This is a genomic window from Mesorhizobium sp. WSM4313, from assembly GCF_002294725.1.
Classification (GTDB): domain Bacteria; phylum Pseudomonadota; class Alphaproteobacteria; order Rhizobiales; family Rhizobiaceae; genus Mesorhizobium.
Map to the genome: position 1 here is coordinate 76,638 of NZ_NSFT01000018.1, position 14,128 is coordinate 90,765.

14 protein-coding genes and 1 pseudogene are annotated in these 14,128 nt (G+C 62.5%); 5 read left to right on the forward strand and 10 right to left on the reverse strand.

Annotated elements, in window-relative coordinates; all coding sequences use genetic code 11:
- From CK219_RS27160 to CK219_RS27190, 7 genes are all read right to left on the reverse strand, one after another.
- Positions 1-822: a sugar phosphate isomerase/epimerase gene (locus CK219_RS27160; protein WP_095769685.1), complete on the reverse strand. Its 822-nt coding sequence runs from the start codon at positions 820-822 to the stop codon at positions 1-3.
- 32 nt (positions 823-854) lie between these two features.
- Complete coding sequence (locus CK219_RS27165; RefSeq protein WP_095769686.1) at positions 855-1,697, reverse strand: carbohydrate ABC transporter permease; 843 nt, start codon at positions 1,695-1,697, stop codon at positions 855-857.
- 5 nt (positions 1,698-1,702) lie between these two features.
- Positions 1,703-2,599, reverse strand: a complete 897-nt coding sequence (locus tag CK219_RS27170) for a sugar ABC transporter permease (RefSeq protein ID WP_095769687.1) — start codon at positions 2,597-2,599, stop codon at positions 1,703-1,705.
- Positions 2,600-2,724: 125 nt separating this feature from the next.
- Positions 2,725-3,972 carry a sugar ABC transporter substrate-binding protein gene (locus tag CK219_RS27175; RefSeq protein ID WP_095769702.1) on the reverse strand — a complete coding sequence of 416 codons (1,248 nt, stop codon included), beginning with the start codon at positions 3,970-3,972 and terminating at the stop codon, positions 2,725-2,727.
- Between the two features lie 111 nt (positions 3,973-4,083).
- A complete protein-coding gene (locus CK219_RS27180; protein ID WP_095769688.1) occupies positions 4,084-5,229 on the reverse strand; it encodes an ABC transporter ATP-binding protein in 1,146 nt (381 codons plus the stop codon).
- 87 nt (positions 5,230-5,316) lie between these two features.
- Complete coding sequence (locus CK219_RS27185) at positions 5,317-6,267, reverse strand: PfkB family carbohydrate kinase (protein WP_095769689.1); 951 nt, start codon at positions 6,265-6,267, stop codon at positions 5,317-5,319.
- Between the two features lie 3 nt (positions 6,268-6,270).
- Positions 6,271-7,071, reverse strand: coding sequence for a class I fructose-bisphosphate aldolase (locus tag CK219_RS27190; RefSeq protein ID WP_095769690.1), 801 nt, complete (start codon positions 7,069-7,071; stop codon positions 6,271-6,273).
- Positions 7,072-7,254: 183 nt separating this feature from the next.
- Here CK219_RS27190 and CK219_RS27195 point away from each other — a divergent pair, with 183 nt between their 5' ends.
- Positions 7,255-8,403 carry a Gfo/Idh/MocA family oxidoreductase gene (locus tag CK219_RS27195; protein ID WP_095769703.1) on the forward strand — a complete coding sequence of 383 codons (1,149 nt, stop codon included), beginning with the start codon at positions 7,255-7,257 and terminating at the stop codon, positions 8,401-8,403.
- Between the two features lie 6 nt (positions 8,404-8,409).
- Positions 8,410-9,366 (forward strand): alpha/beta hydrolase, encoded by a 957-nt coding sequence (locus tag CK219_RS27200; RefSeq protein WP_095769691.1) that lies wholly within the window; start codon positions 8,410-8,412, stop codon positions 9,364-9,366.
- On the opposite strand, the gene CK219_RS27205 is transcribed toward CK219_RS27200, so the two are convergent.
- Positions 9,363-10,385 carry a LacI family DNA-binding transcriptional regulator gene (locus CK219_RS27205; RefSeq protein ID WP_095769692.1) on the reverse strand — a complete coding sequence of 341 codons (1,023 nt, stop codon included), beginning with the start codon at positions 10,383-10,385 and terminating at the stop codon, positions 9,363-9,365. The genes CK219_RS27200 and CK219_RS27205 overlap by 4 nt on opposite strands.
- Before the next feature lie 237 nt (positions 10,386-10,622).
- Between CK219_RS27205 and CK219_RS27210 the strand changes: the two genes are divergently transcribed.
- Positions 10,623-11,570, forward strand: a complete 948-nt coding sequence (locus tag CK219_RS27210; protein ID WP_095769693.1) for a sugar kinase — start codon at positions 10,623-10,625, stop codon at positions 11,568-11,570.
- Positions 11,567-12,853, forward strand: a complete 1,287-nt coding sequence (locus CK219_RS27215) for a D-tagatose-bisphosphate aldolase, class II, non-catalytic subunit (protein ID WP_095769694.1) — start codon at positions 11,567-11,569, stop codon at positions 12,851-12,853. The genes CK219_RS27210 and CK219_RS27215 overlap by 4 nt, the downstream gene beginning before the upstream one ends.
- A 102-nt stretch (positions 12,854-12,955) precedes the next feature.
- On the opposite strand, the pseudogene CK219_RS31990 reads toward CK219_RS27215, so the two are convergent.
- Positions 12,956-13,036: pseudogene (locus CK219_RS31990) on the reverse strand (NADP oxidoreductase coenzyme); the annotation flags it as partial.
- Positions 13,037-13,536: 500 nt separating this feature from the next.
- On the opposite strand from CK219_RS31990, the gene CK219_RS27220 reads away from it, so the two are divergent.
- A complete protein-coding gene (locus CK219_RS27220; protein WP_095769695.1) occupies positions 13,537-13,902 on the forward strand; it encodes a VOC family protein in 366 nt (121 codons plus the stop codon).
- Here the strand turns inward: CK219_RS27220 and CK219_RS31995 are convergent.
- The coding region (locus CK219_RS31995; protein WP_210200022.1) for a hypothetical protein at positions 13,889-14,128 on the reverse strand (240 nt) is incomplete at its 5' end. The two genes, CK219_RS27220 and CK219_RS31995, sit on opposite strands and share 14 nt — an antisense overlap.

Sequence of the window (14,128 nt, forward strand, 5' to 3'; positions counted from 1 at the left end):
TCAGGCTCCGTAGCCGCGCATGGTATGGCGATTGGTCTTCACCGCGCCGGCCGGATCAGCGGCAGCGGTCTCGGACTCCTCTTCCAGAACCAGCCAGCCGTTGAAGTTGGGGGCGGCGCCGGCGATCTCGATCACCTTTGCCGTGTCGCAGACGCCCTTGCCAAGCATCGCCCAAGTGCCGTTCGCATCGACATCTTTCAGATGCACGTAGCGGATGCGGTCGCGATAGGTCGTGAGCGTGTCGGCCATGTCCTTGTGGCCGCGCAATATGTGCCCCGTGTCCGGCACCCAGCCGACCAGCGAAGCGTCGATCAGGGCGAAGATGCGGTCGTAATCGGCACGGTCGAACAGCAGCGTGTTGTAGTGCGAGCTCGGATGCACCGCGACCTGGACGCCGGCCTTGCGGCTGAGCTCGCCGGCCTTGTTGTAGACTTCCGCGGCGATGGAGAACTTGTCGTCGCGCGGCCCGTCCGAAACGACGGTCGCCGAGCCCATCGACACCAGCGCTCCCGGAAAGGCGGCCGCGAAGTCGATCCAGCGCTCGGCGGTGTCGAGATCCTCGCCGATTTTCTCTTTGAGCGTAAAGCCGCTCTTCGAGCCGAAGGCGAAGGAAACCAGCGCCAGGCCGGATGATTTCAGCGCCGCGGCGAATTCCGCTGGCTTGCTGGCGTAGCGGCCGATCATCGTGTCGGTAATCTCGATGCCGGCATAGCCGCCATCGGCGATCGCCTTGATGAGATCATCGGGGCCGCCGGTGAACCGGTCTCCCAGCATTTCCCAGGTGAAGGTCTGGCAGCCGACTTTGAGGTCTTTCACGTTCATCCTTTCAATCCTTGGTTCTCGGCGGGACGTGCCTATTTGACCGAGCCCGCGGTCATGCCGGCGAGGAAGAACCTCTGGGCAATGAGGTAGATGAGCAGGAGCGGCAGCGAGCCGAGCACGCTCATCGCCATCATCTGGTTCCACTCGAAGGCATGCTGCCCCATCAAAAGCTGGATGCCGATCGGGACGGTGCGCATCGAGGCAGACTTCGTCAGCGTCAGCGCGAAGAGGAACTCGTTCCAGCACAAAAGGAAGGTGTAGACCGACGTCGCCACGATGCCGGGCAGCGAGATCGGCACGATCACCCGCCAGAGAGCTGTCCAACTGGTGCCGCCGTCGACGGCGACAGCTTCGTCGAGATCGCGCGGCAAGGTGTTCAGATATCCGGTCATCAGCAGGATCGCGTAGGGCAGGGTGAAGACCAGATAGGTGAGGATCAGCGCGGTATAGGTGTCGAAGATGCGATACGAGACGACGAGCCCGAAGAATGGGATCAGAAGCGTGATCGGCGGAATCGTCTGCGTGCTGATGATGAGTGTGTTCAGGCTGCCCTTGCCTCGGAAATTGAAGCGGCTGAACCCATAGGCCGCCAGCAAGGCGATCAGCACCGTCAGCACGGTCACCGCGAAGGCCACGAAGTAGCTGTTGAAGAAGAAGCGCAGCTTGACCGGGTCGCCAAGGATCGCTGCATAGGCTTCCAGCGTGAAGGCTTTCGGCAGGATGGTTGGAGGCAGGGCGAAGATCTCGGTGTTCGATTTGAACGAGCTGCTCAGCATCCAGTAGATCGGGAAGGCCGCGAAAAACAGCCCCGCGACAAGCGCGATATGCAGCGCGACGGTGATCAGCCTGTCCTTCGTCGTGTGCCTTTTCCTCATGGTGATTACCGGGCCTTCTGATAACGGATGTAGAACAGCGTCAGGCCAAGCGAGATCAGCAGGATGACCACGGCGCTCGCCGCCGCCTGGGACAGGTTGTAGCTCGAGAACGCCAGCTTGTAGGTGTAGGTGCTGAGCACCTCGGTCGAGTAGATCGGACCGCCGCCCGTCGTGATCCAGATCAACGGGAAGACCTGCATCGTCCAGATGAAATCGAGCAGCGAGATGCTGATGATGATCGGCATCAGCTGGGGAATGGTGATGAAGATCAGCTTCTGGTAGGCCTTTGCCCCGTCGATATCGGCGGCCTCGTAGAAATCCTTGGGAATGCCCTGCAGGCCCGCGAGCAGGCTGACCATGAAGAGCGGGTAGCCCGCCCAGATATTGGCGAAGGTGACGGCATGCAGCGCGGTCTCGGGCGAGGAAAACCACTCGATCTTGGAACCGATGATGCCCAACTGCATGAGAATGCTGTTCACGACACCGTTGGGCTCGAGCAGCAGGCGCCAGATCACCGCGATGATCACCGCGGTGAAGAGCCAGGGCAGTATGTAGAGCACGCGCAGGATGTTGCGCAGCGTCGGATTGATGCGGTCGCTGTTCAGCATGAGCGCGAAGATCATGCCGATGGTCATGTGGAAAATGACGCTAATGCACGTGAAGTAGAGCGTGTGCCATAGCGAGGCCCAGAACACGGGATCGGCAAAGATTGCCTGGTAGTGTTTCAGTCCGGCAAAGGACGAGTCACGGCGCAGCACCGCGCTGTTCTGGAACGAATAGGAAATCACCGTCACCATCGGCAGCAGCATCAAAAGGCCAATGATCACCAGCGAGGGCGACAGATAGAGATAGGGTGCGACCGTTCGTTTCAGTCTGTGACGGGAGCGCTTCTGCCGGGTCATATGCCAACCTTGGATACACCTTCGAGAGAAGGTGAGCTTCGCGAACACTCGCGTTGCCGGTGCGTTGCTGCCGAGAGGCCTGTCTGAAGCCAGGCCTCCCGGTTGAAGATCGTAAAACAGGCTAATCAGAATTTCGCCGTCCATCCTTTTTGAGCGTTGGCCGCCGCTTGTTCCGGAGACTGCTCGCCGGCCAGCATCTTCTGGGCTTCCACATCGAACTGGGTCATCAGGTCTTCAGCCACCGGCAGACCCGTGAACTCGTTGGCGAGGTAACCGGTCTTGAAGATTTCGAAAGCCTTGCCGAAAGCCTTGTCCGAGGTCACGAAATCGGGCTTGGCGTTGACATTGCCCGGGAAGGCGTTGGCCAGCGACACCAGCTTGGCGTTGACCTTCTCGCTCATCAGATACTGGACGAGCTTCCAGGCCTCTTCCTGATGTTTCGAGCCGGCGGAGATGCCGATCCCCCATGAGGCGTAGGGAAGTCCGCGCTTGCCCGTATAGCCCTCAACGACCGGAACCGGGATGAGGTCGAAGTTCAGCTTGGGATTGCGCTTACGGATGAGGTTCACATGCGCGAGCGAGTCGATCATCATCCCGACCCGGTCGTTGACGAATTCCTCGACCTTTTCCTGTTCGGTCTTGGTGGCGATGCCGGGCGAGATGGTGCCTGCGTCGTTGAGCGACTTGACGAAGGTAAGCATGTCCACCACCGGCTTGCCCTCGAGGGCGGGCTTGCCGTCAGCCATCATCGACTGGCCCGATGCCCAGACCCACGACATCATGTCGTTCTGGACGCCGGACGGCGACTGCATCGACAGCGGCAGCACCCAGCCATACTGGTTCTTGTCAGCATGGGTCATCTTCTTGGCGGCTTCGAGGAACTCCGCGCGGGTCGACGGCAGCTTGGTGACGCCTGCCTGGGCGGCAAGGTCCAGATTGACGAACACCGGATAGACGAAGGAAGCGACCGGAAACATCACGGCCTTGCCGTCCACCTTGATGATGTCTGCGACTTGCGCCTTGTCGAACTTGCTCGCATCCATCATCGGGTTCATGTCGGCAAGGGCGTTCTGCGCGTTCAGATTGTTCACCCAGGCGCCGTCGAGACCGACAACATCGCTCAACGTTCCGGTCGCCGCGCCGACCGAGATCTGATCCCGCGTTGCCGCGTAGGGGCCGCTGACCAACGTCACCTTGATGCCGGGATTCGCGGCTTCGAAATCATCCATGATCTTGCGCAAGGAACCGGCGGGCAGCTCGGGCTCCCACCATTGCGTGAATTCCAGCGTGGTGTCCGCCATGGCGCTGGTCGCGCCAAGCAGCCATGCGACTGCGGCCACCTTCAGCATTATGGGCTTTATCCGAAACGTCATCTTCTCCTCCTTCTTTGAGATCGGCCGCACAATGCGGAAGATCGTCTGGTTCATTCAGCAGTCTTCATTCGCAGGCGCCTCGCTCCCGCCTGCTGGCCTTGCCGCAAATCTTCAGATCGCCAGATGCGTCTCGGGATCGAAGAAATGGAGCTTGGTATCATCCAGGGCCAACCGGATTTCCGAGCCGGAGCGAACTGCGCTGACCGGTTCGAATTTCGCCACCGCGTTCGATGCCATGCCGAAATCCTGCACCGCGTCCGGGTCGCCCGAATCCACGCGGGCCGCGTCGATGCTCAGATGGACGATATGTTCGGACCCGAGCTCCTCGATCGAGGTCACCTTTGCCGGGATCGTCTGATACTTGCGGCCGGATTCGAGGTTGCTGTCATAGAGATCTTCCGGTCGGATCCCGAACACGACCTTGCGCCCCGCATACGACTTCAAGCCCGGCCTGCGCCCGAAGGCGGCATTCTGCAGCCGGATGGCGAAGGCACCGACCGTCAGCTCGTCGCCCATCAGGGTCGCTTCGAAAAGGTTCATCGAAGGAGAGCCGATAAAGCCGGCAACGAAGGCGTTGACCGGCGATTCATAGAGCCGCTTGGGCGTGTCGACCTGCTGCAGCACGCCGCCCTTCAACACCGCGACCCTGTCGCCCATCGTCATCGCTTCGGTCTGGTCGTGGGTCACGTAGATGGTCGTCACGCCGAGCTGCTTTTGCAGGCTGGTGATTTCGGCGCGCATCTGCACGCGCAGTTTCGCGTCCAGATTGGAAAGCGGCTCGTCCATGAGAAAGGCGGCCGGCTCGCGCACCATGGCGCGGCCCATGGCGACCCGCTGACGCTGCCCACCCGAAAGGTTCGCCGGCTTGCTGTCCAGCAGCGACGTCAGCTGCAGGGTCTTGGCGATCTCGTCCACGCGCTTCTTGCGCTCGGCCTTCGGCTTGCCGGCCAGCCGCATCGAAAAGGCGATGTTTTCGGACACCGTCATATGCGGGTAGAGCGCGTAGCTCTGGAAGACCATCGCGATGTCGCGGTCCTTGGGCGGCATGTCGACGACGTCTACGCCGCCGATCCGCAGGCTGCCGCTGGTGACGTCCTCCAATCCCGCGATCATCCGCAAAGCGGTGGATTTGCCGCAGCCGGAAGGTCCGACCAGAATCAGGAATTCGCCGTCCTCGACCGAGAGGTTCAATTGGTCGATCGCGTGAAAATTGTTCCCGTAGGTCTTGCAGATATTCTCAAGAATGACTTCTGCCATCTTCCTCCCTCCACAAGTCTAAGCCACTGATTTTTTGGCTCCTCGGCTTTTGGTCACCTGCGAAATATTTCTCGGATAGTTTTCAGCCTATGTTGCGGTATCGGGCTGCGCATATTTGAGTTCGGCTGCCGATGGAGCGTTCGCCGATGCCAGGAGTTTCGTGACCTGGTCTTCGGTCGGGAGCGCCTCGCGCCCGCCGTGCCCGGTGATCGAGAGAGCCGCGGCCGCGGCCGCGAACGCGACCCGGCCGGCGGTGTCGGCGCCGCGCGTCAATGCGTGGGCATAGGCGCCATGGAAGCAGTCGCCGGCGCCGGTCGAGTCGACGACGGCAACCCGGTGCGGGGGGAGGTGCCAGAGCCTCGCCTCGTCGCGCCCGCGATAGTAGACGCCCCTGCCGCCATCGGTCAGAACCACGGCCGACCGCGACGGCAACCACAATGCTTCGAGCATCTCGGCGGGCGATCGGCGGCCGGTTGCGGTCCCTGCAAAGCCGAGCGGAAGAATGAGATGGTCGCAGAGCTCGATCAGCCTTTCCGTGGCTGGGCCGGCGCTCCATTCGATATCGCCGAGGACCGCAAGGCCGAGATCGCGAGCCCGTGCCACGACATCGAGCGAGCGGATCGCGTAGCTGTCGACGATCAGGACGCTCGCGCGGCCGAGGATCTCGTCCGGAAAGTCCGGTGCGGTGCCCAACATCGCGTCGTCATCATAGGCGATGAAGCGGTCTCCGTCCGAGCCGACGGTGATGCGCGAGCGTACCGGGCGCGCATCGGGATGGCGTGGCGCGAACGCGGTTTCGACGCCGCTGGCGACGAGGTCGCACAACACGGCGTCGTCACCGGCGTTGCCCAGCCACCCGATGAAGCCGGCGTTTCCGCCGAGCCGCGCGACGGCGGCCAGGGCCGTCGCGACATTTCCGCCGAAAGCGCGCGTGCTTTGCAGAACCTTCCCCTTGCCCGCCGACAACGGCTGATCGACATAGACGATGTCGTCGATCGCAATGGCGCCGAAGCCGAGGATCGAGGGAACGGGAGGCATCGTTCAGGCACCCGCCTTCGCAAGCGCTTCTTGCGCCGAAAGCCCGTCATGGATGACGCCCCGAAAGGCAAGCGCCGCCTTCTGAGGATCGCCGTGCCCCCAGAGATTGCGGCCCACCACGGCGCCGCGCGCGCCGGCGCGGATGGCGTCCGCCGTCTGCTGCAGCGCGCCGAGCAGCGTATCGGTCTTCGGCCCGCCCGCGATGACGACCGGCACCGGGCAGGTCCGGACGGTCTCCCGGAAGGACTCGAAATCGCCCGTGTAGCCGATCTTGATGACGTCGACGCCGGACTCGTAGCCGATGCGCGCCGCATAGGCGATCTCGTCGGGGGTGAAGACGATCTTTGCTCCGTCGGTGAAATCGCGCGGATAGATGTGCGCAACCACCGGCATGCCGTGGCGGGCCGCCGCATTCACGGAATCGGTCAGCCAGCGAATATATTTGCCTTCGGTCGCGCCGCGCACCGGAATGGCCACCGCCAACGCGTCGGCGCCGGCGCGCACCGCGTCCTCGGGCGTTGCGATCAATTCGCTGATGCGGTCGTCCGGCGTGAAGCAGCCGGCCTGGATCACCAGGGCAGCCTTGCCCGCATATTGCGGCCACAGATGGCGCGCGGCCCCGGGCTGGATGCTGACATAGTCCGGCTTGCCCGCCATGACGCGGGCCAACGCGCCGGGCAGATCGGCAAGGCCGCCTTTGCGCACGTCGCCATAGCCGACGAAGTGGTCGACCGCGCCGCCAAATAGGTTCCCCGATGGATGCGAAAAGAGGCGCGCAAGGCGCACTTTGGTCCCTAGACTCATAATTCCCTAATCTCTTGATTTACAAGGCCGGCGGCCCGTGATGCTGGGCCAGCGTTTTCATATGCTCTATAAAAATTTTACGCGCGTCAAGATTTAAAATGAGCTATAGCGAGTCACGAAAATTGTCAGTTGCTGTCGCGATGGCTTGTCTCGGGCGTAGCCGATTGGGAGGTCGAAAGGGAAATGCAAGCAAATTCAGGAGCGAAGCTCGGTATCGGCGTCATCGGATGCGGTAACATATCGATGACCTATCTGCGCAACGCGGCACTTTTTGCCGGTGTGGAACTGCGCGCTTGCGCCGATATTTCCGCCGAGATGGCTGTCTTGCGCGGGAAGGAATATGGTATCCGCGCGCTCGGCGTCGATGCGTTGCTCGCCGACCCGGAGGTCGATCTCGTCCTCAACCTCACCATTCCCGCGGCGCATTTCGACATCTCGTTTTCGGCGCTCTCGGCGGGAAAGCATGTCTTCACCGAAAAGCCGCTCGCCACCTCGGCCAGCGACGGTCGCAAGCTGGTGGCGGAGGCGGCGAAACGGGGATTGCTGCTGGGCTCGGCTCCCGACACTTTCCTCGGCGCCGCCGGACGCCGCGCGCGCCGCCTGATGGATGAGGGCGCGATCGGCCGCGCCGTGACCGGTACCGCCTTCATGATGGGGCGCGGCATGGAGCACTGGCATCCGAACCCGCAATTCTATTACAAGCCAGGCGGCGGCCCGGTCTTCGACATGGGGCCATACTATCTGACGATGCTCGTCAACCTGCTCGGCCCCGTCGCCCGTGTCATGGCGATGGCCACGCGCGGCCAGGAGGAGCGGCTGATCACCGCCGACGGCCCTTACAAGAACACCAGCTTCAGGGTCGGCACGCCGACCAACATCCTGTCGCTGCTCGAATTCCGCTCCGGCGCCACCGTCACTTTCGGTGCCTCGTGGGACGTCTTCAAGCACTCCAACCACCCCATCGAGCTGCACGGTACCGAAGGGTCGCTCAGGCTGCCCGATCCCGACACCTTCGGCGGCACCGTCTCGCTTTCCGCGCGCGGCGCCGACTGGAAGGATTTCGCCAGCGAAAGCGAGCTCTACGGCGCGCGCAACTGGCCCTATGCGGCGCCGAATCGCGCCAATTACCGCATGCTCGGCGTCGCTGATCTGGCGCGTTCATTGTCGCAGAAGAGAAAGCCGCGCGCGTCCGGCGATCTGGCGCTGCATGTGCTGGAGATCATGGAGGCCATCCTCGCCTCGGGCGAAAGCCGCAACTCGGTCGCCATCGCCGGCACTGTCGACCAGCCGCCGCTGCTTGGCGAGGACGAGGCTGCGAGCCTGCTGGCCTGAGCGCCCGTGTTGTCCCCGCTCGATCCGCAGGCGCGGAAGGTTCTCGAACTCGGCCGCCAGGCGCATGAGCCGCCTTTCGAGACAGGCACGCCCGAGCAGGCGCGACGCGCCTACGACAACGGTTTCCCCGGGCTGCAAGGCGAGCGCGAGCCCGTCGCTTCGGTGTGCGAACAAGCCATTGTCGGGCCGGGTGGCCCTCTCAACCTTCGAGTTTATCGAGGGCGGGGCGCGCCGACGGCCAATGCGCCGGCGCTGCTCTATCTGCACGGTGGCGGCTGGGTGATCGGCAATCTCGATTCGCATGACGAGATCTGCCGCTGGTACGCCAACATCGCCGCCTGCGTCGTCGTCTCGCCCGACTACCGGCTGGCGCCGGAGCACAAGTTTCCGGCGGCGGTCGAGGATTGCCGTGCCGTTCTCGCCTTCATGCGGGACATGCCCGGCGGGCTTGGCATCGATGCCAGCCGCATAGCCGTTGCCGGCGACAGCGCCGGCGGCAACCTCGCCGCGGTGCTGGCGCTGCTCGCCAGCGATGACAAATGCCCTTTGACCGCGCAGCTTCTGTTCTACCCCAACACCGACGCCGACCAAACGGCGGACAGCTATCGCCGCTTCGCCGAAGGTTTCGGCCTGACGGCCGCGACCATGGCCTGGTTCCGCGACCAATATGTCCGTGACGCCGCCGACATCGACGACTGGCGCGTCTCGCCGCTCAAGGCCAAGAACCTTGCCAGGGCCGCTCCCGCCTTTGTCGCCATCGCGGGCCACGACATTCTCGCCGACGAGGGCGAAGCCTATGCAAGGCGGCTCGAAATGGACGGCGTCCCGATCGTGGCCAAACGTTGGCCAGGGCAGATCCACGGCTTCGTCTCGATGGGCCGTCACGGTCCGGCGTCGCGTCAGGCGGTCGAGGCTGCTGTTGCGGCCTGGCGCGAATTCGATCCGGCGTTTGACAGGGTTTAGGCCGACTGACGCATCACCAGCGTTGCGTCGAGGCTGACCTTCGGCGTCACGGCGGCCGCATCCTCGTCGAGCATTGCAAGCAGCGTCTCGACACTGCGGCCGGCCATGGCGGCGAAATCCTGCGCCATGGTGGTGAGCGCCGGGCAGGTGTAGCGGCTCAGCGGATGGTCATCATGCGCTGCGACCCGCAGGTCGCAGTCGGTCTTGCGTCCCACCTTCAGGCCCTTCGAAAAGGCCGCCGCCATCACGCCGAAGGCGAGGCGATCGTTGGCGCATAGAATGGTTTTGCCCGGCAGGCCGCCATTGCCGATCAGCTTCTCCGTCTGCTCGTAGCCGATGCGCTCGAAGTCCCAAGTATAGTCGCTGGTGTCGCCGAAGACGGTCGGCTCGAACCCCAGTCGCTGCATCGAGGCGACATAGCTGCTCAATCGTTCCGCCGAATTGTGATTGACGTGTGGGATGTCGAAATAGACCGGGGCGTCGCCGGAACGGCAAAGGTAATCCACGATCGTCGCGACGCTCTTTTCGTTGTTGTTGCCCACGAATGGCGTGTCACCTTCCAGGAAAGTGTCGAAATAGACAATCGGGATGGTCTGCGTGAGCTTTTCCAGGGTTCTCTGATCGGATCGTTTGCCCAGCGGCGCGATCAGCGCGCCGGATACCTTCAGGGACAGGATGGTTCGGGTGGCTTCGATCTCGAGTTCGGTCGAGCCATGCGAGGAAATGACGACCGGCCAGTAGCCTTCGTCGCGCAGCCTGAGCTCGATGCGGCTGACCATCTCCGAATAGAACGGGTCGGTCACCGTCGGCACGACAATGCCGATGCTGCGGGTGCGCTTGCGGTTGAGGTTGCGCGCGAAGAGGTTCGGCTGATAGTCGGACGAGCGCAGCGCATCCTCGATACGCTTACGCGTTGCCGGCTTGACGCTGGTCGGATCGTCGAAGAATTTCGACAATGTCGGTCTGGAGACGCCGCAGGAGCGGGCGAAATCCTCCATAGTCTTGTGCGTCATCGACATTCAAAGCCCTTGCGGCGTGGAACTTCCAATCGCCGGTCCCTCTGTTGCCCCGGCGCCATCACTACGGTGCGCCGGCGCGCGAACGCAAGTTGAAATTTTACAGGAAGATTTACAAGTTTCAACGCGTCGAAAAAAATTATTGCATGCGTAAAAATAATTAATTGACGTGAAAAATTTCACGCTATATTGAATTGCGGACGGAGCACGCTGTGCGGCGGCGAATGCCGGAGTTCATGGATGAAGAAGCTGGTCTGCGCCGGTGAAATCCTCGTCGAGATCATGGCTGAACGCATCGGCCAGAGCTTTCTCGAGCCTGGACCGCTGGTAGGTCCGTTTCCGTCCGGCGCCCCCGCGATCTTCGTCGGCCAAGCGGCAGCGCTTGGGCAACCGGCGGGCCTCATCGGCGCCGTCGGCGAGGACGATTTTGGTCAGCTGAACATTGACCGGCTGCGAGCGCTCGGCGCCGATGTTTCGGCAATCGCGTCCCACAAAGGCCATGCCACCGGCACTGCCTTCGTCACTTATCTGGCCGATGCCTCCCGGCATTTCGTCTTCAACATCCGCAACAGCGCGGCGGGCCTGATGGCCATCGATGACGCCGCAAGACACTTGCTTGCCGACGCCGACCACTTTCATGTCATGGGCTCGTCGCTGTTTTCGGACAAGGCGACCGACGTTGTGCTCGCCGCGACCGCGGCCGTGAAGGCCAGGGGCGGCACCGTGTCCTTCGACCCCAACGTCCGCCGCGAGATCCTACAGGTTTCCGGCATGCGCGCCTCGCTGGACAAGGTGCTGGCGGAAACCGACGTCTTCCTGCCCAGCGGGGACGAATTGTTCCTGTTCTCTTCGGCCGGTGACGAGAAGGGCGCAGTTGATGATCTGTTGGGCCGAGGCATTTCCTGCGTCGTGTTGAAGAAGGGCGCAGACGGTGCCGCCTATCACGACCGGCAGGGCGCGGTCGCTTTGCCAGCTTTTCCTGTCGAGGAGGTCGACCCGACCGGAGCCGGCGACTGCTTCGGCGCCGCCTTCGTTTCAATGTGGTTGCGCGACGCCGCACCTGTCGATGCCCTGCGCGTCGCCAATGCCTGCGGCGCGCTTGCCGTTACCCGCAAGGGACCGATGGAAGGCATCCATCGACTCGCCGAGGTCGAGGCCTTCATCCTCAACGCCGGGGCGCACGCATGACGAGCGCCACCGCCCGTTTTGCCAAGATCGCTGCGCGCCGCGCCGCCGGCGGCAAGGGTGGCATCGCCTCGATCTGCTCGGCGCATCCGCTGGTGATCGAGGCAACGCTGCGCCACGGCGCGGCGCATGGTGCCGATGTGCTGATCGAGGCAACCTGCAACCAGGTCAACCACGAGGGCGGCTACACCGGCATGACGCCGGCCGCCTTTCGCGGCCTCGTCGAAACGCATGCCAGAAGGGCTGGTCTTCCCCTCGATCGTCTGATTCTCGGCGGCGACCATCTTGGACCCAATCCCTGGAAGCACAACTCCGCTGCCGAGGCGATGCGGAAAGCGGCCGCGATGATCGACGCCTATGCGGCCGCCGGCTTCACCAAGCTGCATCTCGACACCAGCATGGCCTGCGTCGACGATCCGGTGCCGCTCCCCGACGAGACGATTGCCGCCCGCGCGGCCGAGCTTGCCAAGGTCGCCGAGGCGGCCGTCGCGCGTACCGGCGGTGAGAAACCCGTCTACATCATCGGTACCGAGGTGCCGGTCCCCGGCGGTGCCCTGGAGCCGCTCGAGCATATGCAAGTGACCGAGCCGGCCGACGCGCTCCGTTCCGTCGAGCTCCACCGCCAGGCCTTTGCAAGCGTTGGGCTCGACGAGGCCTTTGACCGGGTCGTCGGCGTCGTCGTCCAGCCCGGTGTCGAATTCGGCAATGCCGATATCATTGCCTATGCGCCGGAGAAGGCGATCGAGTTGGTCGCTGTGCTGGAACGCATGCCGCAATTCGTTTTCGAAGCGCACTCGACCGACTACCAGCCGGCGGAAGCGCTGGGCATGCTCGTGCGTGACGGTTTCGCCATCCTCAAAGTCGGCCCATGGCTGACCTTCGCGCTACGCGAGGCGCTCTACGGCCTCAGTCTGATCGCCGATCAGATGGTTCCCGACCCGTCCCGGGAAAACCTGCAGGCGGCGATGGAGCGGGTGATGCTCGCCTCGCCCGAGAACTGGCGCAACTACTATTCCGGCACATCGAACGAGCAACGCCTGCAGCGGCATTTCTCCTTCAGCGACCGCATCCGTTACTACTGGCTGACGCCGGAAGCGCAGCGCGCGACCCGAGCGGTGTTGGCCGCGCTTGGCGACACGGAGATTCCCCGCCCGCTGATCAGCCAATTTATTGGCCATCTCGATGTCGACGTCGGCGCGGGCCGCATCAGACCGACCGCGCATGGGCTTCTGCTCGGCAGCGTGACACGCGTGCTCGACATCTATCGCAACGCCACGAACCAGTAAGCGGTCTTCGCTTCCGGACCTCGGATTTGACTTAGCCCGCGTGGATCTCTCATGGAGGGCTCGAGCGAGCCGCACATCTGACAGTGGACAGTAAATCCGTAACTGCTCCTTCTTGAACAGGTCCTGGAAGATCAGCGGGCCCCAAGTGCGGCCGCGTGCGCGCACCAGCGCGCCACCGTCGTCCGGGCTGTCTATGGTAATTGATCTTGCGGCGAAAAAGTGCAGCTATCTGGAGCGGCGACGGTACTTTTCGAGATCAGCTGTGGCGGCGTCGAAAACCACAAAGTGGGAAAAGTTGACTGATTGGCCTCGATAGTTGGTGAAACCGCAAAATTTTTCTTGTGGCAATTTTCCCTTTAAAATCAAAAGCGTAATTTTTTGACGGTCTTGATGCCTGTGTTTGGACGGCGGCAAAAAGTATTTTCCAGTAATTTCAATGGGTTATATGCTGTTTGAACAATCGAGTGGGAGTAACAGGAAGTACCATGGAGTAGGCATGGGATAGGAGGATGTATAAGCGATCGGAGACCAGCGACAGATAGAAATCGAGCGACGCTGCTCCGCAGGCGGTATAAGCCCAGGTCGTGTCCTCATCAGCCGACTGGCAGACTATTGGCCGCCAATGCCAAGGAACCACATTCCCATCGGCCAGTTCACTTTCTATGGTGAAAGGAGCACGGGCCATGGCATCCGTCCGATACATTGTGACAGACGTTGACACTTCGGTCGCGTTTTATCGCGATAACCTCGAGTTCGAGGTTGACATGCACAACCCTGGCAAGTTCGCAGCGCTCATTCGCGATGATCTCACGCTTTACCTTAGCGCTCCGGGGGCAGGCAGTGGAGGAACTGCTGGCGGCAAACCAGAACCTGGCGGGTGGAACCGATTCATGATCGTCACGAAGGACATAGATGTCGTCGTCGGCCGGTTGAACGATGCAGGCGTCAAATTCAAAGGAGAAATCAGCGAGGCGGGAGCTGGTCGCGCCAGACTTCTGGAAGATCCGTCGGGCAATCTGGTTGAGCTGTTTGAGTTCAAGAAGAAATGAGTGCGCGCAGATCGTCAACAACGACGTTCATGTTCATGCGCTTCGCAAGTCCGACGAATGCAGCTGAGGGAGCTGCCCGGCTGGCATTGAAGTGCGTGGCCGCACTTGATGCCACAGTCGCTGAAACCAAGCAGACAAGCAATCCGAGCCGCTCGCGCTGCGCGACCGCCCCATAGCGCCCCGAGATCCGCTCGCGGCCGGTGATTCCTAGCGACCGGCCCATTCC

Excerpts from the sequence above, each read along its gene's own strand:
- CK219_RS27160 (WP_095769685.1), bottom strand. The coding sequence starts at position 822 with ATGAACGTGAAAGACCTCAAAGTCGGCTGCCAGACCTTCACCTGGGAA.
- CK219_RS27165 (WP_095769686.1), bottom strand. The coding sequence starts at position 1,697 with ATGAGGAAAAGGCACACGACGAAGGACAGGCTGATCACCGTCGCGCTG.
- CK219_RS27170 (WP_095769687.1), bottom strand. The coding sequence starts at position 2,599 with ATGACCCGGCAGAAGCGCTCCCGTCACAGACTGAAACGAACGGTCGCA.
- CK219_RS27175 (WP_095769702.1), bottom strand. The coding sequence starts at position 3,972 with ATGACGTTTCGGATAAAGCCCATAATGCTGAAGGTGGCCGCAGTCGCA.
- CK219_RS27180 (WP_095769688.1), bottom strand. The coding sequence starts at position 5,229 with ATGGCAGAAGTCATTCTTGAGAATATCTGCAAGACCTACGGGAACAAT.
- CK219_RS27185 (WP_095769689.1), bottom strand. The coding sequence starts at position 6,267 with ATGCCTCCCGTTCCCTCGATCCTCGGCTTCGGCGCCATTGCGATCGAC.
- CK219_RS27190 (WP_095769690.1), bottom strand. The coding sequence starts at position 7,071 with ATGAGTCTAGGGACCAAAGTGCGCCTTGCGCGCCTCTTTTCGCATCCA.
- CK219_RS27195 (WP_095769703.1), top strand. The coding sequence starts at position 7,255 with ATGCAAGCAAATTCAGGAGCGAAGCTCGGTATCGGCGTCATCGGATGC.
- CK219_RS27205 (WP_095769692.1), bottom strand. The coding sequence starts at position 10,385 with ATGTCGATGACGCACAAGACTATGGAGGATTTCGCCCGCTCCTGCGGC.
- CK219_RS27210 (WP_095769693.1), top strand. The coding sequence starts at position 10,623 with ATGAAGAAGCTGGTCTGCGCCGGTGAAATCCTCGTCGAGATCATGGCT.
- CK219_RS27215 (WP_095769694.1), top strand. The coding sequence starts at position 11,567 with ATGACGAGCGCCACCGCCCGTTTTGCCAAGATCGCTGCGCGCCGCGCC.
- CK219_RS27220 (WP_095769695.1), top strand. The coding sequence starts at position 13,537 with ATGGCATCCGTCCGATACATTGTGACAGACGTTGACACTTCGGTCGCG.